Here is a 16,413-nt window from a genome sequence, read left to right as displayed (position 1 = left end):
TCCCGCTCAGGCCGCCGCGGCCCAGCGGCGGATAGGGGCACGCGACAGGGCGGAGTTGCTGTAGGCGGGCGCATGGGTGACTTCCGCCCCCACCCAGTCCGGCAGCGGCACGAGCTGGTCGGGGTGGGACATTTCCACCTCCGCGATGACCAGACCGGCGTTCTCGCCTTCGAACACGTCCACTTCCCAGCACAGGCCGTGGTGGTGGACGAGATAGCGGGTCTTCTCGATCAGCCCGCCCCGGCAGGATTCGCGCAGCAGGCGCTCGGCGTGATCAGCGGTGATCGGGTATTCATGTTCGTCGCGGGACAGGCCGCGACGCCGGCTTTTCCGGGTGATCGTGCCTTCGCCGCCGGCCAGGCGAACCCGTAAGGTGTGCTCCCCATCCGACGGAAGGTAGCCCTGCACGATCCGGATGCCGTCCGCGCAAAGGCGACGGATGTCCTTGCGGACCAGGAACCGTCGCTCGATCTCAATCGCCATGACACAGGCCTTTCGGCATATCCGACGTTCCGGGAGGTTATCCGGATCGGCGTGGCGGGGCAACGATGCAGCACGCACATGCAGGACGCCACAGCCATTCGGTATTACCACTTGGCGGTTTTTCAAGGACATGCTGCGGTGCGACAAACCCGGATCCACCCTGGGAACGACCAAATTTCCGGGTTAGAATGGCGCCATGACGAGCGACTCGGGCCTCTGGCTCATTCTCTTCGCGCTTTACGGGGCGCCTTTGCTGCATGTGCTGCTGTCGCCGCGCGGCGGTTCGTGGCGACCGCCGCCGGGGTCGAATTGCCCGTTCGGGCCACGGGCCGGCTGGCTGGTGATGATTCTGGTGCTGGGACCGATCGGCTGGCTTCTGTTCGCGCTGCGCCGCCCCCGGCGCCGGGGCTGAGTCACGACGGAACGCTCCGGACGCGTCCTCCCTCCCTCGCGGGACGGTGCGTCCGGAGCGTCCCGGCGAGCGATGCGCCTACAGCGCCGTCCTTACCTAAGGCCGAGGAAGGACAGGATCAGCAGAACGACGACGATAACGCCGATGATGTAGAAGATATTGGCCGGCATACCTGAGGTCTCCTCCTAGGATTGCCCCGTCGGCGGGGCGAATTCTGCCGCATGGATCGGCACCGCACGGGAAACCGCGCGACGACCGGGGACGTTCCGCCCCCGCGGCAGGCGTCAAATCCGTCCCATCAACAGCAGCACGATCAGGATGATCAGCAGCACGCCGACGATGCCGCTCGGCCCATAGCCCCAGGAGCGGCTGTACGGCCAAGCGGGGACCGCGCCCAGCAGGACAAGAATCAGAATGATCAGCAAGATGGTGCCAACGCTCATGGCATCCTCCGCAGTGTCGGGAATTCGAAGAGCAAAACGCGAACTCGGCCGCTTTGTTCCTCTCTGCGGCGTGTCGTCCGAACCCGAAGACAAGCCCTGGCGAACAGGCACATGGCCTTCGGGTGCTTTGCCTAACCCTGCGGGCCTCAGCGCCGTGGCGACGGCTCCCACACCTTTCGGAGCAAGGCGAGCTTTTCCCGGCCGGGGAGCCGTTCGTCGGACAGCGCTTCCAGAAGGTCGGCCAGGCGCTTCGACCGCATCACGCTGAACAGGATCAGCGCCACCGTCGGCAGCAGGACGAGGAAGAACAGGAACACCCGCGTCAGCAGCGGCTCTTCCGCCCAGGCGATCAGGTTCATGCCCAGAAAGCCGGTCGCCAGCGTCCCGATGGTGCTGACCACGGTGACCACGGTGAGGCGCAGCACCGTGTTCGCCTGCCGCCGCAGGCCGTCGCTGTCGAGATAGTCGCTCATGTCCTGCACCTCGTCGCGGATTTCGGCGTAGAGCCGCTCCGTCCCGAGGTGCCCGGACCAGAGGCGGAAAAGGTCGCGCAGCGGTCCCTGGATCGACAGTTCCTGGAACCAGTAGCGGTGGGTGAAGCGCAGGAAGATTTCGAAGATCTGCCGGATGTCGCGCTTGAACACCTTCACCGCATCGACCTTGCCGATGTCGAGCTGGCTGACCGCGCTGCCCAGCCGGTCCGACAGCATCAGCAGCGTCGCGCGGTGGAAATGGGCGACAAGGCCCAGCAGGAAATACTGGTGCCGGAACTGGCCCAGCAGCCCCGTTTCCACATCGGTGAAGACGGGGTCGGCGTCCGGGCCGACCATGACCATGGAATGCCCGCAGCACAGGATACGGCTGCGCGTCCAGGTCCCCGGCGCGTTCGGATCCCAATAGCGGTCGTAGCAGTAGCGCCGCTCGAACCCCCTCAGGAAGGACGGCGCGAAGGGCAGAGCGTCACCGGGGCCGGGCGCCGTCGCGAAGCCCAGCCGCACCCAGTCGGCGCGGGTCAGCCGTTCCGGCTCGTCCAGCGACAGGTAGGCCAGGGCCGGCATCCGCTGGTACTCCAACTGACGGTAGCGCAGCACGCCCGGCAGTTCCGAATGGTGCGGCACCATCGGGCGCAGCAGAAAGGCCCAGTGCGCGGCGATGTGGGGCGCCCGGTGCCGGCAGACGAAGGCCGTGTAGCTGTCCTTGTCCTCGTAGTCCGACGCCGCGAGAACCGCCCCGCCCTCCCCGATCCATTCCACACGGTGCGGGCATTGCGCGGCACTTCCGTCGGCGTTCCAGGCCGGCGGATAGGCGCGGCCGAGCCGGAACAGCGTGTCCTGCACGCAATCCAGCGGCAGATCCTCCGCCAGGATCTCCACGACCAGGATCGCGACGTCCACGTCATGGAAGAAATACAGGTCCACATGCGCGATGGCGAAGGTCCGAGCCTCCTCGCCCCGGCGCAGGGTCACCCGCAAGGCCGCCACGTCGCGCCGCCGGTACACCCGGATCGGCGAGCCGCCATAGCCCGGCCGGTGGTCGCGCGATGCGCCTTCCCCATAGAGAAAGCGCTGAACATGCGGCAGGAAGGCCACGAACTCGCTGTAATGACGTTCCTTGAAGGCGCTTTCGTCCTGGGTGAACTCGTCCGCGACCTCCTGCCAGGGGCAATCGGGACCGCCCAGCCACTCCCAATGATCCTGGACCTGCGCACCCGCCTTCAGCGGCATGAGCTGGACGGGCCACAGCAGGATTTCCCGGAACTTGCGCACGCGGATCGCGCGCTCGCTCTCCTCATCGGTCACCCCGTTGGCCACCTTGTCGGCCATGGCGCACCTCCCCTGCTTCACGAGCTTGGCTCATTTTTTGAGCATCGTAGCAGAGAGCGGCGGGCAAGGTACAAAGGAGGGAAAATTGCGACACGGGATTCCGGCAAGATCTCATTAACCATACTCGCGCAGGGTCGGCTCAAATTTTAACCAAACAGCCCTCCGCGAGACCGACCATGGCCGCCACGCCGACCTCTGCCGGACTGTTCGCCCTCTACGCCCGCGTGTTCCGCGAGGCGACGCGCTTTCGCCCCCACCTGACCGGCCTGCTTCTGCTGGGCATGCTCGGCACGCCCATCGGCCTGCTGATGCCGCTGCCGGTGACCATCGCCGTGGACAGCGTCATCGGCGGCAAGCCGCTGCCGGGCGCGGTGGCCTCGGCGGTGCCGGCCTGGCTGCTGGACAGCCCGTTGACGCTGGCCGTCGGGCTGGTGGTGACCGCGGCGCTGCTGACGCAGGCGCACGGGCTGGCCGACCGCATGCTGCGCGACTGGACCGGGCAGCGCATGGTCGCCGACTTCCGGTGCAAGCTGTTCCTGCACGCGCAGCGGCTGGCGCTGGTCCGCCACGACAGCAAGGGCATTTCCGACGCGCTGAACCGGATTGAGGACGACGCCAGCGCCATCCAGTGGCAGATCAGCCATGTTCTGCTGCCCTTCGTCACCTCGGCGGCTTATTTCGTGGGCATGGTCTGGGTGACCGCGCTGATCAACCCGAAGCTGGCCATCGTGGCGCTGGCCGTGTCGCCTCTGTTCGCGCTGCTGACCGCCCTGTCGCACCACCGGCTGCGCAGCCGGTGGGACGCGGTGTGCGAGAAGGACAGCGCCGCCAAGTCCGTCCTTCACGAGACGCTGTCGGCGCTCCGCGTGGTCCGCGCCTTCGGGCAGGAGGAACGGGAGGTCGGCCGCTTCGCCGCGCGCACCGACGACCTGATCCGCAGCTTCATGCGCGCTGCCCTGGCGGAGAGCGGCCTGGGCTTTCTGGTGTCGATCCTGCTGGCCTCGGGCACGGCGGCGGTGCTGTACATCGGCGTCACCGACGTGCAGGCGGGCGCCCTGACGGTGGGCGAGCTGCTGCTGGCCCTGTCCTACCTCGCCCAACTCTATCAGCCGCTCCAGAACATGGGGCATCAGGTCGCCGCGCAGCAGAAGCTGATGGCGAACCTGCGCCGCGCCTTCGCCCTGCTGGATGAGAAGGCCGACCCGGCGGAGCGGCCGAACGCCAAGCCGATGCTGCGTGCCCAGGGCGACATCGCCTTCTCCGACGTGTCCTTCGACCACGGCACGGGCCGCCCCATCGTGCAGGGCATGACCTTCGCCATCCCGGCCGGCAGCCGCGTCGGCATCGTCGGCAAGTCGGGGGCCGGCAAATCCTCCATGATCGGGCTGCTGACCCGCCTCTACGACCCCAAGACCGGCGCGGTATACTTGGACGGCGAGGATCTGCGCGACCTGCGGCTGGCCGATTTGCGCCGCCAGTTCGCCATCGTCGGGCAGGACACCAACCTGTTCTCAACCACCGTCGCGGCCAACATCGCCTACGGCCGCCCGGACGCGACCATGCGGGAAATCGTGGCCGCCGCGAAGGCCGCCGACGCGCACGACTTCATCATGCGCCTGCCGGAGGGCTACGACACGCCGGTGGGCGAGCGCGGCATGCGCTTCTCCGGCGGCGAGCGCCAGCGCATCGCGCTCGCCCGCGCTTTCCTGTGCGACGCGCCGATCCTGATCCTGGACGAGCCGACCAGCGCGGTGGACCTGCGCACCGAACAGGCGATCATGGACGGCGTGGAGCGGCTGATGGAGGGCCGGACCACCTTCATGATCACGCACCGCCTCGCCACCCTGCGCGACTGCGACATGCTGATCGAGATGGAGGCCGGGCGCATCACCGGCATCACCACCGAGGTGCGTCATTGGGTGTCCGGAATGACGCTGGCCGCGTAACGGCTTTCCGCGTCGGACTGTGAATTCGTTAACCAAGATGAAAGCCCGACCCTGCTAGCGTCCGCCCCCTGATACCGGCATTTCGCCGAAGGGAGTTCCGCGGATGACGCGCTGGGTTGGGCTTCTTCTCCTGGGGTTGGGGTTCGCGGCGCCGGCGCTGGCCGAAACCCTGCCGACCATATCGCCGACTCCCGTGTCCATGGCCATCCCCGCAGCCACCTGCCTGGGCGAGGGTCCGGCGCGACGCTGCACCGCCATGGTGGACCAAAGCTTCGCCAACAACCGTGGCGGCATGAGCGCGCTGAGCATCAGCGCCGTGCGCGACGCCACCTGCACCACGCTGCACATCGTCTTCGACGGGCCGATCGCCCTGGACCGCCCGGTGACGCTGACCCCGGACGGCGCGCCGGCCCAGCGCTTCTACACGCCCGACGAACTGACGGACCTCGCCCGCGCGCTGGACAACGGCACCCGCCCGAGCAACCCGGCACCGGAATTCGCGCGCTTCCTGACGCAGGTGTCCAGCGGCGCGATCAAGGACGCCGACGCCGGGCGGGAGATGCTGAACCAATTCGCCGCCATCAAGGAGCCCCGGCGCATCGGCCTGACCTGCGGGCCGATGGAGCGCCTGCTGCCGCAGATTCGGACCGGCCGCGCGGTGCGCCTGGAGTTCGAGGTGGAACCGCGCACCACTCTTCAGGCCTACCACTGGTCCCGGCTGGAGGGGCGGGCCGTGGATCTTCGTCTGGACGAGCTTCTGGCCTCCCTCGATCGGGCGATGCCGGGCTCCTGAGCGGCATTTTCCGCATTTCGGGATTAACCGCGACGCTCCCTTGACATATCATGGTATTCGCGACGGAAGTAAGCCGTCGCGAAGGGTTGGAGCCGACCCACCGGCACCCCCACCCTATCCATGGACCATGCCGCGGGAGGAGAGCGTCGCGTGTTCGGTTTTGCGCGCAGACTGTGGTCGGACTCGGAACCGGCGTCGGCCTCCGTGCCGCGCGGGGTGCGGGTCTACGCGGTCGGCGACATCCATGGCCGGCTGGACCTGCTGGAACAGTTGCTGGGCCAGATCGAGCGCGACGCCGCCAGCGCGGCCGATCTCGTCAAATACATCGTCTTCCTCGGCGACTATGTGGACCGCGGGCCGCAGTCGCGCATGGTGATCGACCGTCTGGCCGGCTACCCGCCACCCGGATTCGGCGCCATTCACCTGCGCGGCAACCACGAGGCCGCGATGCTGGAGTTCCTGGAGGACGCCCGCTCCGGCGCCGACTGGATCGCCTACGGCGGCGGCGCCACCATAGCCAGCTACGGCATCGTCCCGCCGGCGGAGGACGCCCCGGTCGAGCGCCTGGCCGAGATCCAGCATCAGCTTCTCGCCGCGCTGCCCCACCATCACCGGGCCTTCCTGACGGGCCTGCGGGCCAGCATCGCCATCGGCGATTACCTGTTCGTCCACGCCGGGATCCGCCCCGGCGTCCCGCTCGACCGTCAGTCCGAGTCGGACCTCTTGTGGATCCGGCGGGAGTTCCTGACCTCCCACGCCGATCATGGCAAGGTCGTGGTGCACGGCCACACCATCGCCGACCAGCCGGAAATCCGCGCGAACCGCATCGGCATTGACACGGGCGCCTTCGCCACGAACCGCCTGACGGCGCTGGTGCTGGAAGGCACGGACCGCCGCTTCCTCTGTACGATCTAGATCAAGTCCAGCCGGGTTTGGGCGCCTGAGGAGCCTCGGACGAGGGCTGTCCGGTCTGGGTCAACAGCGTTGTCAGCCAGCGGAAATTGTTGGGCATGCTCTGCGCCTGCAAGGCGCTCTGCACGACCTGCATGGCGTCGTCCGGGCTGGGCGGCTGCGGGTCGGGAGTCTGCGCATCGCCGGCGCCGGCATCGTCCGGCGCGCTCTGCGCGAAGACGCTGACCGCCCCGACGCCGAGGCGATGCTCGACGGAGGACAGGGCACTCACGGGGGACGCCGCCCCAACCTCGCCGGCGGACGTGCCGCCGCCGCTCGCGCCGACGCCGTTCAGCTGCTCCAGCATGGCCGCGAACTGGCCGGCGAGTTCCCCCGCCTGCCGGGACGCGCCCGTGCCTTTGCGCTCCAGGACCTCTTCGGCCCGGAGACGCACCAGCTTGTTGGCATCGGCGTTTGCCAGGATCGACATGGGGAAATGGCCCTGCGGCGTTTGGCAACCGCTTGGGATCTAGCAAACCTCAGGCCACACATTGTCGCAGGCGGCGCCTGAAGTTCCGGCGGTGCCCCGCCCGCACCCGGCAGAATCTGCCCACCGGATCGGCAAAAACGACCGGCCGGGAGGGAAAATTCTTACCGTCGGGAAACGCCACGACCGTGTTCGTCACGAAACGCGCAGCCCGTACATGGAAGGAGATATCGTCGGCGAAAAACGCTACGATTGCAGCCGCGGCCATGCAGAAGGCGCCGCCGGCGCAAGGCGTCGAACTCCTGGATTGCTCAAGGACGAGCCCCCCTGGCGTCGCGATGCCCCGCACCCGCCCAAACGCCACAAAGTCAAAGGATAACGCTGGTGTATTTCAACATTGCCTTATTTGGCGAAGAATACAATATGTATCGAAACACCATTTCTTTGTTCTACCATGCCCTTTGCGATCTGGGGCACGTTATGAAGATTTCAGAAAACAGCATTGATACGAGCGCCTACAACATTCTGCTCCCGCCGAAGGTTTTTCGCGCGGAAGAGGTCGTCAACTATCTACTGGCGCAGAAAATCCCCTATGGGTTCATCGGTGTCGAGACATTTCACGGATATAAGCACTGCCGCCTCGACGACCCTACGGAAGACAAAACGAACTTTCTCCGCTTCGTCGAGAATGCAAATCATATCTTTTGCATGTTCAAACAGGACGTTGATGAATACCGGCAAATCGGCGGAAAATCCGTATACGCGAAGTATGGCTTTAATCCATCTGCTCTGGAAATAAAAAGACCGAACCAACTCCCAATCGACGTTTTCTTTTTTGGAGACGTCGACGGCCGACCGAGGCGGTCACGCATTTTGCAGGCGCTGGCCGACCGGGGGCTCCGCGTGCACCTTCTTACCGGTTCCGTCCAAAGCCGGCCGTCGCTTGTTCGGAATTCTCTCATCGGGATGTCGAAGATCAACCTCAACATCAATCACTCATCCCATGTGAGCCCGCAGCGGGTCGTTTATCTGGCGAACAACAGGATTCTGTGCGTCTCCGACACCGCCGAGGATCCGGACGGCTATCTTGCGACGGCCATCGTGCATGACAGCGACGAGGCGCTCGTCGACTGGTGCTGTGAGTATGTCAGTTCCGGGAACCCGGCGGCCGATGGTGAACGGGCGTACGAAATCGCGAGCCGGGAGCCGATGACCCGGATCCTGGAAGCCGCACTCGACGGTTGAACGACAGCACCGCTTCCCAAAAAGAGGCGCCGATGAAGGGAGACGGCCCCTTCATCGGCGCGCCGGCATCAGTCGCGGAAGTTCACGTATTGCAGCGGCTGCTCGATCTTCAGGCCGCGGACGAGTTGGATGGCTTCCTGCAGGTCGTCGCGCTTCTTGCCGGTGACGCGCAGCTCGTCGCCCTGGATGGAGACCTGGACCTTCATCTTGCTGTCCTTGATCGCCTTGACGATGGTCTTGCCGAGGTCCTGGGCGATGCCCTGCTTGACCGTGATGACCTGACGCAGGGCGTCGCCGGCCGCGCGTTCCGGCTTGTTGGTGAAGTCCAGCGCGCCGGCGTCGAGCTTGCGGCGGGTCACGTAGACGCGCAGAAGCTCCTGCATCTGCTGCAGCTTGGGGTCGTCGTCGGCCAGCAGCGTGATGTCGTTCTCTGTGCGCTCCACCGTGCAGCGGGAGCCCTTGAAGTCGAACCGCGTCTCGATCTCGCGGCGCATGCCGTTGAGCGCGTTGTCGATTTCGTGGATGTCGGTTTTGGATACGATGTCGAACGACGGCATGACGGGCTCTCTTCCTCGAACGGACAGTTTGCCGGAACCGTAGACGTTACCGTCCGCCACCTCAAGCGTCAGGTCGGCCGTTTTAGGTGGGCTGTCCCGGATGCTGGAACTCGATGCCCGGCCCACCGTTGCCGGGGCTGTTCTGATAGGGCTTGTCCGGCATCTTCGGCTGCGGAAGCGCGTAGAAACGCGGTTCGCGGTCGTCCCAGGACCGTTCGAAGGGCAGGCGCATCATCGGCTGGGTGCCGTTGCGTTGCGCCTCGCGCTGGGCCTCCTGAAGCTGTTCGGCCATGCGCCGGTCCCAGGGCAGCCGGTAGAGGTTCGGGGCGTGTTCCCACAGCAGGGTCAGGTAGATCGCCTCGTTCTCCACCAACGTGGCGCTCAGCACCGTCGCCTCCTGGACATGGGAGCCCAGCCATTCCAGCGTGACCGGCTTGGCCCGGCCCAGCAGCGTGGCCGGGGCCGCGTAGGCGGCCGGCAGCATCAGCGCGAACAGCACCAGGATGATCGCCCGCGCCATCCGGTTGCGCGCCCAACGCAGGGCGGAAAGCACCAGCAGCAGCGTGACGATCGCGACGAAGCCGAAGATGACGGTAAGGCTTTCCATGGGCGCACTCTTCAAAAAGGCGGGTCAGTTCTTGACGGCGCGAAGCGGCTTGAACAGGGCGTTCAGGGATCCCGGAACCAGTTCGCCCTTTTCGGTCAGGGTGAAGCGGAAGGCGGTCACCTCGTCCCCTTCATGGTCGAGCCGCACGCGCGTCGCGGCGATGGTGGCGGCTCCCGATTCGTGCTCCGGCTTTACGCGGGCAACCACGCGGACCCAAATGGGATAGACGTTTTCAAGATTGCGGAACAGATGGACGTTGACCACGTATTCACCGGGTGGAATCCCGCGCGAATAGGAGGTTTCGAAGTTGATTTCGGTCGGATCGGCGTAGGCTCCCAGGTCGTCGCGCAGCAGGTTGAAGATCAGCCCGGACTTGTTGGAATAGCCGACCGGCACATCCCCCGGCGCCTGCACCCAGAGGTCCACGTCGGTGCGCAGCTTGTCGTCCCAGCGCGCCTCGATGATGACGTTGCCGGGCGGTTCCAGCCCGGCGGCCGACGACGCCCCATTGGTCTGGTTGGCTTCGGCTTTCTTGGCATCGTTGATGAATGGCACCGCCAGCACAGCACAGGCGACGAACCCGCACAGCAGCAGGGTCAGCAGATCCCGCGCGACGAGCACACCGGTTTGGTCCTCGCCAAGGAAATCGTTCATGACGCGGCCTCGCCGCCCAGGGTGTTGAAGGCGGCGGGCTGCTTGGCGAAGGTAACGCTGTCCGGAGCCACGGCTCCATGCGCCGGCGGCATGCGCCGGCGGGCGTGCGCCTCATCCATGATCAGCGCGCAAAGCGACGCGGTGGCGCCGCGCAAAAGCTGCAGGTTGCAGGTGGTCCAGAGGCAAAGCGCCCCGCCCATCATCGTTGCGTAGATGGCCACGCCGAGACCGCTGGCCAGCGTGGTCACCATTGCGCCGGCCGACGAGGCGTTGCCCACCATGTCCGGCGTGATATTCGCGGCGAACAGGCTGAACCCCCAGGCCGTGCCGATCAGGCCCAGCATGCCCAGGGCGTTGGCGATGTGCTGAAGATGCGAAATGCGCGAAAACAGCCGGATCTCCAGCGCGCGCTCGCTTTCAACGGTGGACATGCGCCCGGCACCGGCCTTGGCGTTGTCCAATTCCCCACCGATCTTCCAGACCCGATAGGCGGACATGAACAGCCCGATCAGGAACACCGTGGCGATGACGGCGGTGGCAACCGCGATGTGGCCGGTCAAAACGCGGTCGAGCCAGCCTTGAAGATAGAGCACCAGAACAAAGGCTATCGCCGTCAAATTGAACGCCGTGAATTTCGCCTTTAGAAGCCATTGCTCTTCCATATGACTGCCTCCTGTCGATATTGGAGTTTTCCCGGTGTCTCCGCGCACACGGAGAGCGATGGCAAGGGGGCGCCCTCGCGGCGATGCATCGATGCGGGCCGGTGAGGATTTTGCCGGTGAGGGTTTTGAATATCGGTGGGAATGCCGCCGGGAATCGGGCCGGGAATCAGAATTGCGCCGTTCCAGAGTGCGGACCGCGTGAGAGCCCCACCCGTCACGGGGAACGGCGGCTCGGCCGCGACCCGGATCCACAGCTTCGACAGGCACATCGGCGCACCTTCGCCGGCGTTGCGCGACAACGGATTCGTCCAGGGCAAGACCGTTCAGGATTCATCCGTCCACCATTGAACCCGGCCTCCGGTCAAGAGTTCCCGGCGGGGACCGGCCGGCTACGGGCTTTCGGGTGGAACTTTCGGACAGGTCCTACGGTTGTCTGGCCGGTCGCAACGAGGCTGCAAGCTTTGCCAAAAGCTAGCCACAGGGGGAGGACATCATGCAGATCCGGGACATCATGACCCGCGAGGTCAAGCTTGTGAATCCCAACACCCCGCTTCAGGAGGCCGCGCGCATGATGCGCGACGCCGACACCGGTTTCCTGCCCGTGGGTGAAAACGACCGGCTGGTCGGCACGCTGACCGACCGCGACATCGCCATCCGGGCGGTGGCCGAAGGCAAGGATGTGAAAAGCGCCAAGGTGTCCGATGCGATGACGCCGGACCTCGCCTACGCCTTCGAGGACCAGGACAGCAGCGAGGCCGCCCAGATCATGGCCGAAAAGCAGATTCGCCGTCTGCCGATCCTTAACCGCGACAAGCGTCTCGTCGGCGTGGTCGCGCTGGGCGATCTCGCCACCAAGACCGGGGACGACGACGTGGTCGGACAGACCGTCCAGGACGTCAGCGAACCGGGAAAGGGTAAGCGGTAACCACGTCCATTAAGAAAGCCCCTCTTCCCTGACGGAAGAGGGGCTTTTTTGCCTTATTTGGCAAGATTGGCCTTACTTGATGCCCTTGCCGTTCAGGAAAGGACCGTACTTCTTGTCGGTGCCCTGGATGTGCTTGACCAGCCAGTTCTTCAGGAAGTTCATCACCTCCATGCTCAGCGTGGCGGTCGCGCCGGAGTGATACTTCTGCTGCACGTCGATGACCTGCTTGGTCAGGGCGTCGTGTTCCGCCTTGTGGGCGGCGGTGTCCGGGTAGCCGTGCTGCTGGAAGTAGCGCTCCTCGTTGGCGAAGTGCGTCTTGGTGTAGGCGATCAGCCCGTCCAGGATCTTCCCCAGCACGTCCTTGCCGTGTCCGCTCTGCACCGCGTCGAACAGCTCGTTCACCATGGCGACGAGCTTCTTGTGCTCGTTGTCGAACTGCGCAACCCCGACGCTCAGCTTGTCGGTCCACTCCATCAGCGGCATGTGTCGCTCCCTATCTCGTGCGGAGAAATCGATTGTTTCGCAGGCGGACCCTGTAACCTGCCGCAAAAAGGTACCTGCTTCGGCAGGGCGATTCAACGGACGGTAGGACCAACGGCATGGGCACAGGCCGCGACACCGCGTCGCTGCCGTTTGTTCTCGAAAGAAGTGGCCATCACACCTCGCTCACCACTCCAGGATGCCGCTGCTGAAACCGAGCAACCTCCCATGGCGAGCGTCGAAAAACATCCTGCTTGGGAACCATCGCCGCGGATCTCCTGTTGATCGCCTGTTTTCGGATCACGAGGAACAAATCATGAACAACAAGCATCAGCACAGCGATCAGCACAGCTCGCGCGACGACCGCCATGATGCCACCGCCAACCCCAAGACGGGCGACGACCATTCCAACCGCGACAAGAACCCGGACGACTGGACGACCGGCGACGAGCCGATGACCGGCGCGCAGGCCTCCTACCTGAAGACGCTCAGCGAAGAGGCCGGCGAGTCCTTCGACGGCGATCTCACCAAAGCAGAGGCGTCCAAGCGCATCGACGCGCTTCAGGAGAAGACCGGGCGCGGCGCGTGATCGGGCACGCCACCGCGGCGGGTTATCCCGCCGCTCGGTCTTCCCGGCGCGGAGCCATGCCGGCACTGCCCAGCGTGTAGGCCAGAAGGTCCCGCCCGAAGTCGGTCGCCATGCAGATCCGCTCCGGATCCACCGGCGCCCCCAGCGGCCCGACGCTGCCGGGCATGCCGCGATACTGCAGGCGCAACAGGTCTCCCTGATCCGATTCCGGGAACACGCCCGCGAAGAGGAAGCCCATTGCCTCCAGCCGGCCGGCCATCATCTGCGTGGCCGGTTCGGCCAGCGGCAGGTCGAGGTAGACCGCCTCGGCGCGCGCCAGCGCCGCCTCGCGCAGGCGCAGCCTCACGGTCTCCACAAGATTCAGGCCGCATTCGGCCACGCGGATCATCGCCGCGCCGAAATCGGGCATGAGCCGCAGGCGGACGTCCGCCGTCTCGGGCAGGGTCGCCAGCGCGCCGAGCCGTGCCGTCGCGATGCGGCGATCCAGGCCGGCGTGGCGGTAGATCCGCTCCACCATGCCCCAATGGGCCAGGGGCGCGTAAACGGTGCGCGCCGGTTCCCGGTTCAGGCGGATGTAGAACAGCACGGCCGTCTGCCGCTGCGCGCCGGGGCTGTCGAAGGCGGTGAATGCGCGCTTGGCCGGGATGTAGTCCAGCAGGATGCCGGTCTCCCGCGCGCCCATGGCGATGTTGGCCTTTTGCGAGTGGTCGTGGATGGTGACCGCCTCGCCATAAAGTCCCAGAAGTCCGTCGGCCTTGGCCTTGGCGAAGGCGACTTCCTTCAGCTTCTTGAAGAGGCCGCCGCCACGGTGAGCCGGGTCCACGATGCCCATTGTGACCTCGGCGATGCGGCTGCCGGCATGTTCCTTCATCAGGCCCTGGTGGGCGACGATCTCACCATCCGGCGTCACCGCCACGACGGAATAAAGCCGGCCGCTGCTCAGCAAGCCCCGAACCTGTTCCGGGTCGTACACGAAGGGCTTGTAGGTGTCCCCATAAACCCGCTGCATGCAGCGCGCGAAGGCCTGGGCGTCCTCCGGGACCATGGGGCGGACCGCAACCGGGATGACAGACATATGGGGCTTCTCCTTTTTCTTGGGGGCCGCCACACGCGGCGCCTGCAAGACGAAGTGAGAAACACACGCGAGCATCCGTCAAGTTAACGCTCGTTTGCGCGCGTGCGACGAATGAATCACCACCCTCAGGTAGCATGCAACCGGATTATTACTCAACCGAGGACAAAAAGAATCGAGGCGATATTAAGAAAATTGCAAGCTATCGACCACGAAGACGATAGAACTTGAGTCATACTTGGGTATTGCACCAGATTGATTTGTTCAATAAAAGTTTAATGGTATTTTAGGAAAAGTGCCGATCAACAACTCAGCCCTTCGGGGCGGGCCACCGCCCGCCCCCTCACCAGCTATTCCATCTGTTCGGCGTAATGACAGGCGACCAGCCGCTCATCCACCGGACGCAGGGCCGGCACCTCGGCGGAGCAGCGCTCCGTCGCGTGCGGGCAGCGCTTGTGGAAGGGGCAGCCCGGCGGTGGGTTCAGGGGCGACGGCAGTTCGCCCTTGGGGATCACCCGCTCCGCCCGCAGGGCCGGGTTCACGCGCGGCGTCGCCGCCAGCAGGATGCGCGTGTAGGGGTGGCGCGGGCGAGAGAAGACCACGTCCTTCGGACCATGCTCCACCGGCCGCCCAAGATACATCACCATGATGGCGTCGGCGATGTGACGCACGACGCTCAGATCGTGGGAGATGAACAGGTAGGCGAGGTTCAGCTCCTCCTGCAAATCCATCATCAGGTTCAGCACCTGCGCCTGGATCGACACGTCGAGCGCCGACACCGGCTCGTCCGCCACGACCACGCGCGGGTTCAGCATCAGCGCGCGGGCGATGGCGATGCGCTGGCGCTGCCCGCCGGAGAACATGTGCGGGTAGCGGTCGATCTGGTCCGGGCGCAGGCCGACCTTCGCCATCATGGCGAGCGCCCTGTCCCGCCGCTCCTGCTTGCCCATGGGGGTGTTGATGACCAGCGGCTCGCTGAGGATGGAGCCCACGGTCTTGCGGGGGTTCAGGGAGCCGTAGGGGTTCTGGAACACCATCTGGACGGTGCGCCGCAGCTCCTTCATCTCTGCGGCGCTGCGCCCCACGACATCGCGGCCGTCGTAGAGCAGTTGCCCCGACGACGGCGGCTCGATCATGGTGACCGAGCGGGCGAGCGTGGACTTGCCGCAGCCGGACTCGCCGACCACCGCGAGCGTCTTGCCGGCCTCCAACTGGAACGACACGCCGTCCAGAGCCTTCACCGTCGCCATCGGCTTGAAGGCGCCGCGCTTCACCGCATAGTGCTTGCGCAGGTGGATGGCCTCCAGGACCACCGGCCCGGTCGTGGGCATGGTTTGGATCATCATGTCGGTCATCACACGGCCTCCTCGGCGCCGACGGGCCGGTCGGACAGCGGGTAGAAGCAGCGCGCCTTGCCGGCGTCCACGTCGAACAGGGCCGGACGCTCGGCGCGGCAGAGGTCGGTGGCGAAGCGGCAGCGCGGGTTGAACAGGCAGCCCTGCGGGCGGTCGCCGATGCCCGGCACCACGCCGGGGATGGTCGGCAGCCGCCGCTTGCCCAGCGCCCGCTCCGGCAACGCGTCGAGCAGCGCGCCGGTGTAGGGGTGGCGCGGCGCCTTGAACAGTGCGTCCACCGGCCGCGTCTCCGCCACCTGGCCCGCGTACATCACCACGACGCGCTGCGCCGTCTCCGCCACCACGCCCATGTCGTGGGTGATGAGGATCAGCGCCATGCCCCGCTCCTTCTGGAGGCGGACCAGCAGGTCGAGAATCTGCTTCTGGATGGTCACGTCCAGCGCGGTCGTCGGCTCGTCGGCGACCAGCAGGCGCGGGTTGCAGGCGATCGCGATGGCAATCATCACACGCTGGTTCATGCCGCCGGAGAGCTGGTGCGGGAAGGCCGACAGGCGGCTTTCCGGGGCGGGGATGCCGACCTGCTCCAGCAGCTCGAGGGCCCGGTGCTTCAGCGCCTTGCCCGACAGCCCCTCATGCACCTTCAGCGTTTCCATGATCTGGAAGCCGACGGTGAAGCAGGGGTTCAGGCTGGTCATCGGCTCCTGAAAGACCATGGCGACGTCCTTGCCCGTGATCTTCCGCCGCGCCGACGGGCTGAGCGTCAGCAGGTCCGTGCCGGCGAAGCTCATGCGGTCGGCCAGCACCTTGCCGTTGGAGCCCAGCAGGCCCATCACGGCCAGCGAGGTGACGGACTTGCCGGAGCCGGACTCGCCGACGATGCCGACCACCTCGCCCTCGTCCACGGTGAGGTCGATCCCGTCCACCGCGCGGAAGGTGCCGGCGCGGGTCGTGAACTCGACGGACAGGTTCTTGATGTCGAGAAGAGGCAT

Annotated in this window: 20 protein-coding genes; 7 read left to right on the top strand and 13 right to left on the bottom strand. The window is 65.8% G+C overall.

Going from position 1 to position 16,413, the window contains the following annotated elements; all coding sequences use genetic code 11:
- Positions 1-6: 6 nt before the first annotated feature.
- Entirely contained in the window at positions 7-483 is a 477-nt protein-coding gene (locus ACSVC7_RS11115; protein ID WP_448204208.1) for a CYTH domain-containing protein, read from the bottom strand.
- 196 nt (positions 484-679) lie between these two features.
- Between ACSVC7_RS11115 and ACSVC7_RS11110 the strand changes: the two genes are divergently transcribed.
- Positions 680-895, top strand: coding sequence for a hypothetical protein (locus tag ACSVC7_RS11110; RefSeq protein ID WP_448204209.1), 216 nt, complete (start codon positions 680-682; stop codon positions 893-895).
- 284 nt (positions 896-1,179) lie between these two features.
- Here ACSVC7_RS11110 and ACSVC7_RS11105 read toward each other — a convergent pair whose 3' ends face one another.
- Both ACSVC7_RS11105 and ACSVC7_RS11100 read right to left on the bottom strand, forming a co-directional pair.
- Positions 1,180-1,338, bottom strand: a complete 159-nt coding sequence (locus tag ACSVC7_RS11105; protein ID WP_448204210.1) for a DUF3309 family protein — start codon at positions 1,336-1,338, stop codon at positions 1,180-1,182.
- Positions 1,339-1,484: 146 nt separating this feature from the next.
- On the bottom strand, positions 1,485-3,161 hold the full coding sequence (locus ACSVC7_RS11100; protein ID WP_448204211.1) for a hypothetical protein: 1,677 nt from the start codon (positions 3,159-3,161) through the stop codon (positions 1,485-1,487).
- 176 nt (positions 3,162-3,337) lie between these two features.
- Here ACSVC7_RS11100 and ACSVC7_RS11095 point away from each other — a divergent pair, with 176 nt between their 5' ends.
- The 3 genes from ACSVC7_RS11095 to ACSVC7_RS11085 all read left to right on the top strand — a co-directional run bounded on the left by ACSVC7_RS11095 (position 3,338) and on the right by ACSVC7_RS11085 (position 6,815).
- Positions 3,338-5,107 carry an ABC transporter ATP-binding protein gene (locus ACSVC7_RS11095; RefSeq protein ID WP_448204212.1) on the top strand — a complete coding sequence of 590 codons (1,770 nt, stop codon included), beginning with the start codon at positions 3,338-3,340 and terminating at the stop codon, positions 5,105-5,107.
- Between the two features lie 103 nt (positions 5,108-5,210).
- Positions 5,211-5,900 (top strand): hypothetical protein, encoded by a 690-nt coding sequence (locus ACSVC7_RS11090; protein ID WP_448204213.1) that lies wholly within the window; start codon positions 5,211-5,213, stop codon positions 5,898-5,900.
- A gap of 150 nt (positions 5,901-6,050) precedes the next feature.
- Positions 6,051-6,815, top strand: coding sequence for a metallophosphoesterase family protein (locus tag ACSVC7_RS11085; protein ID WP_448204214.1), 765 nt, complete (start codon positions 6,051-6,053; stop codon positions 6,813-6,815).
- 1 nt (position 6,816) lies between these two features.
- Here the strand turns inward: ACSVC7_RS11085 and ACSVC7_RS11080 are convergent, their stop codons facing one another.
- Positions 6,817-7,281, bottom strand: a complete 465-nt coding sequence (locus tag ACSVC7_RS11080) for a hypothetical protein (RefSeq protein WP_448204215.1) — start codon at positions 7,279-7,281, stop codon at positions 6,817-6,819.
- 381 nt (positions 7,282-7,662) lie between these two features.
- Between ACSVC7_RS11080 and ACSVC7_RS11075 the strand changes: the two genes are divergently transcribed.
- Positions 7,663-8,523 carry a hypothetical protein gene (locus ACSVC7_RS11075; protein WP_448204216.1) on the top strand — a complete coding sequence of 287 codons (861 nt, stop codon included), beginning with the start codon at positions 7,663-7,665 and terminating at the stop codon, positions 8,521-8,523.
- A gap of 68 nt (positions 8,524-8,591) precedes the next feature.
- Here the strand turns inward: ACSVC7_RS11075 and ACSVC7_RS11070 are convergent, their stop codons facing one another.
- From ACSVC7_RS11070 to ACSVC7_RS11050, 5 genes are all read right to left on the bottom strand, one after another.
- Positions 8,592-9,080 carry a YajQ family cyclic di-GMP-binding protein gene (locus tag ACSVC7_RS11070; RefSeq protein ID WP_448204217.1) on the bottom strand — a complete coding sequence of 163 codons (489 nt, stop codon included), beginning with the start codon at positions 9,078-9,080 and terminating at the stop codon, positions 8,592-8,594.
- 82 nt (positions 9,081-9,162) lie between these two features.
- Positions 9,163-9,687 (bottom strand): hypothetical protein, encoded by a 525-nt coding sequence (locus tag ACSVC7_RS11065; RefSeq protein WP_448204218.1) that lies wholly within the window; start codon positions 9,685-9,687, stop codon positions 9,163-9,165.
- Between the two features lie 24 nt (positions 9,688-9,711).
- A complete protein-coding gene (locus ACSVC7_RS11060) occupies positions 9,712-10,341 on the bottom strand; it encodes a DUF2135 domain-containing protein (protein WP_448204219.1) in 630 nt (209 codons plus the stop codon).
- Complete coding sequence (locus ACSVC7_RS11055; RefSeq protein WP_448204220.1) at positions 10,338-11,003, bottom strand: hypothetical protein; 666 nt, start codon at positions 11,001-11,003, stop codon at positions 10,338-10,340. Before ACSVC7_RS11055 ends, ACSVC7_RS11060 begins: the two co-directional genes overlap by 4 nt.
- Complete coding sequence (locus ACSVC7_RS11050) at positions 10,982-11,302, bottom strand: hypothetical protein (RefSeq protein WP_448204221.1); 321 nt, start codon at positions 11,300-11,302, stop codon at positions 10,982-10,984. Before ACSVC7_RS11050 ends, ACSVC7_RS11055 begins: the two co-directional genes overlap by 22 nt.
- 194 nt (positions 11,303-11,496) lie before the next feature.
- On the opposite strand from ACSVC7_RS11050, the gene ACSVC7_RS11045 reads away from it, so the two are divergent.
- Positions 11,497-11,928 carry a CBS domain-containing protein gene (locus ACSVC7_RS11045; protein ID WP_448204222.1) on the top strand — a complete coding sequence of 144 codons (432 nt, stop codon included), beginning with the start codon at positions 11,497-11,499 and terminating at the stop codon, positions 11,926-11,928.
- A gap of 72 nt (positions 11,929-12,000) precedes the next feature.
- Here ACSVC7_RS11045 and ACSVC7_RS11040 read toward each other — a convergent pair whose 3' ends face one another.
- The gene (locus tag ACSVC7_RS11040) at positions 12,001-12,411 is read right to left on the bottom strand and encodes a bacteriohemerythrin (RefSeq protein ID WP_448204223.1); all 411 of its coding nucleotides are present in this window, start codon (positions 12,409-12,411) and stop codon (positions 12,001-12,003) included.
- A gap of 313 nt (positions 12,412-12,724) precedes the next feature.
- Between ACSVC7_RS11040 and ACSVC7_RS11035 the strand changes: the two genes are divergently transcribed.
- On the top strand, positions 12,725-12,997 hold the full coding sequence (locus ACSVC7_RS11035) for a DUF3072 domain-containing protein (protein ID WP_448204224.1): 273 nt from the start codon (positions 12,725-12,727) through the stop codon (positions 12,995-12,997).
- A gap of 22 nt (positions 12,998-13,019) precedes the next feature.
- On the opposite strand, the gene ACSVC7_RS11030 is transcribed toward ACSVC7_RS11035, so the two are convergent.
- The 3 genes from ACSVC7_RS11030 to ACSVC7_RS11020 all read right to left on the bottom strand — a co-directional run bounded on the left by ACSVC7_RS11030 (position 13,020) and on the right by ACSVC7_RS11020 (position 16,413).
- Positions 13,020-14,072: a GNAT family N-acetyltransferase gene (locus ACSVC7_RS11030; protein ID WP_448204225.1), complete on the bottom strand. Its 1,053-nt coding sequence runs from the start codon at positions 14,070-14,072 to the stop codon at positions 13,020-13,022.
- Between the two features lie 347 nt (positions 14,073-14,419).
- Positions 14,420-15,424, bottom strand: coding sequence for a peptide ABC transporter ATP-binding protein (locus ACSVC7_RS11025; protein WP_448204226.1), 1,005 nt, complete (start codon positions 15,422-15,424; stop codon positions 14,420-14,422).
- Positions 15,424-16,413 carry an ABC transporter ATP-binding protein gene (locus tag ACSVC7_RS11020; RefSeq protein ID WP_448204227.1) on the bottom strand — a complete coding sequence of 330 codons (990 nt, stop codon included), beginning with the start codon at positions 16,411-16,413 and terminating at the stop codon, positions 15,424-15,426. Before ACSVC7_RS11020 ends, ACSVC7_RS11025 begins: the two co-directional genes overlap by 1 nt.

This window comes from Azospirillum mesophilum (assembly GCF_053470405.2).
Note: the sequence above shows the minus strand (reverse complement) of the source record. Positions and strands in the feature narration are given on the sequence as shown.

What these genes read in the sequence shown, in the direction of transcription:
- ACSVC7_RS11020 (WP_448204227.1), bottom strand. Translation starts at nt 16,413, where the DNA reads ATGCCTCTTCTCGACATCAAGAACCTGTCCGTCGAGTTCACGACCCGC.
- ACSVC7_RS11045 (WP_448204222.1), top strand. Translation starts at nt 11,497, where the DNA reads ATGCAGATCCGGGACATCATGACCCGCGAGGTCAAGCTTGTGAATCCC.
- ACSVC7_RS11070 (WP_448204217.1), bottom strand. Translation starts at nt 9,080, where the DNA reads ATGCCGTCGTTCGACATCGTATCCAAAACCGACATCCACGAAATCGAC.
- ACSVC7_RS11115 (WP_448204208.1), bottom strand. Translation starts at nt 483, where the DNA reads ATGGCGATTGAGATCGAGCGACGGTTCCTGGTCCGCAAGGACATCCGT.
- ACSVC7_RS11060 (WP_448204219.1), bottom strand. Translation starts at nt 10,341, where the DNA reads ATGAACGATTTCCTTGGCGAGGACCAAACCGGTGTGCTCGTCGCGCGG.
- ACSVC7_RS11100 (WP_448204211.1), bottom strand. Translation starts at nt 3,161, where the DNA reads ATGGCCGACAAGGTGGCCAACGGGGTGACCGATGAGGAGAGCGAGCGC.
- ACSVC7_RS11090 (WP_448204213.1), top strand. Translation starts at nt 5,211, where the DNA reads ATGACGCGCTGGGTTGGGCTTCTTCTCCTGGGGTTGGGGTTCGCGGCG.
- ACSVC7_RS11040 (WP_448204223.1), bottom strand. Translation starts at nt 12,411, where the DNA reads ATGCCGCTGATGGAGTGGACCGACAAGCTGAGCGTCGGGGTTGCGCAG.
- ACSVC7_RS11065 (WP_448204218.1), bottom strand. Translation starts at nt 9,687, where the DNA reads ATGGAAAGCCTTACCGTCATCTTCGGCTTCGTCGCGATCGTCACGCTG.
- ACSVC7_RS11110 (WP_448204209.1), top strand. Translation starts at nt 680, where the DNA reads ATGACGAGCGACTCGGGCCTCTGGCTCATTCTCTTCGCGCTTTACGGG.
- ACSVC7_RS11095 (WP_448204212.1), top strand. Translation starts at nt 3,338, where the DNA reads ATGGCCGCCACGCCGACCTCTGCCGGACTGTTCGCCCTCTACGCCCGC.
- ACSVC7_RS11105 (WP_448204210.1), bottom strand. Translation starts at nt 1,338, where the DNA reads ATGAGCGTTGGCACCATCTTGCTGATCATTCTGATTCTTGTCCTGCTG.
- ACSVC7_RS11035 (WP_448204224.1), top strand. Translation starts at nt 12,725, where the DNA reads ATGAACAACAAGCATCAGCACAGCGATCAGCACAGCTCGCGCGACGAC.
- ACSVC7_RS11080 (WP_448204215.1), bottom strand. Translation starts at nt 7,281, where the DNA reads ATGTCGATCCTGGCAAACGCCGATGCCAACAAGCTGGTGCGTCTCCGG.
- ACSVC7_RS11025 (WP_448204226.1), bottom strand. Translation starts at nt 15,424, where the DNA reads ATGACCGACATGATGATCCAAACCATGCCCACGACCGGGCCGGTGGTC.
- ACSVC7_RS11030 (WP_448204225.1), bottom strand. Translation starts at nt 14,072, where the DNA reads ATGTCTGTCATCCCGGTTGCGGTCCGCCCCATGGTCCCGGAGGACGCC.
- ACSVC7_RS11055 (WP_448204220.1), bottom strand. Translation starts at nt 11,003, where the DNA reads ATGGAAGAGCAATGGCTTCTAAAGGCGAAATTCACGGCGTTCAATTTG.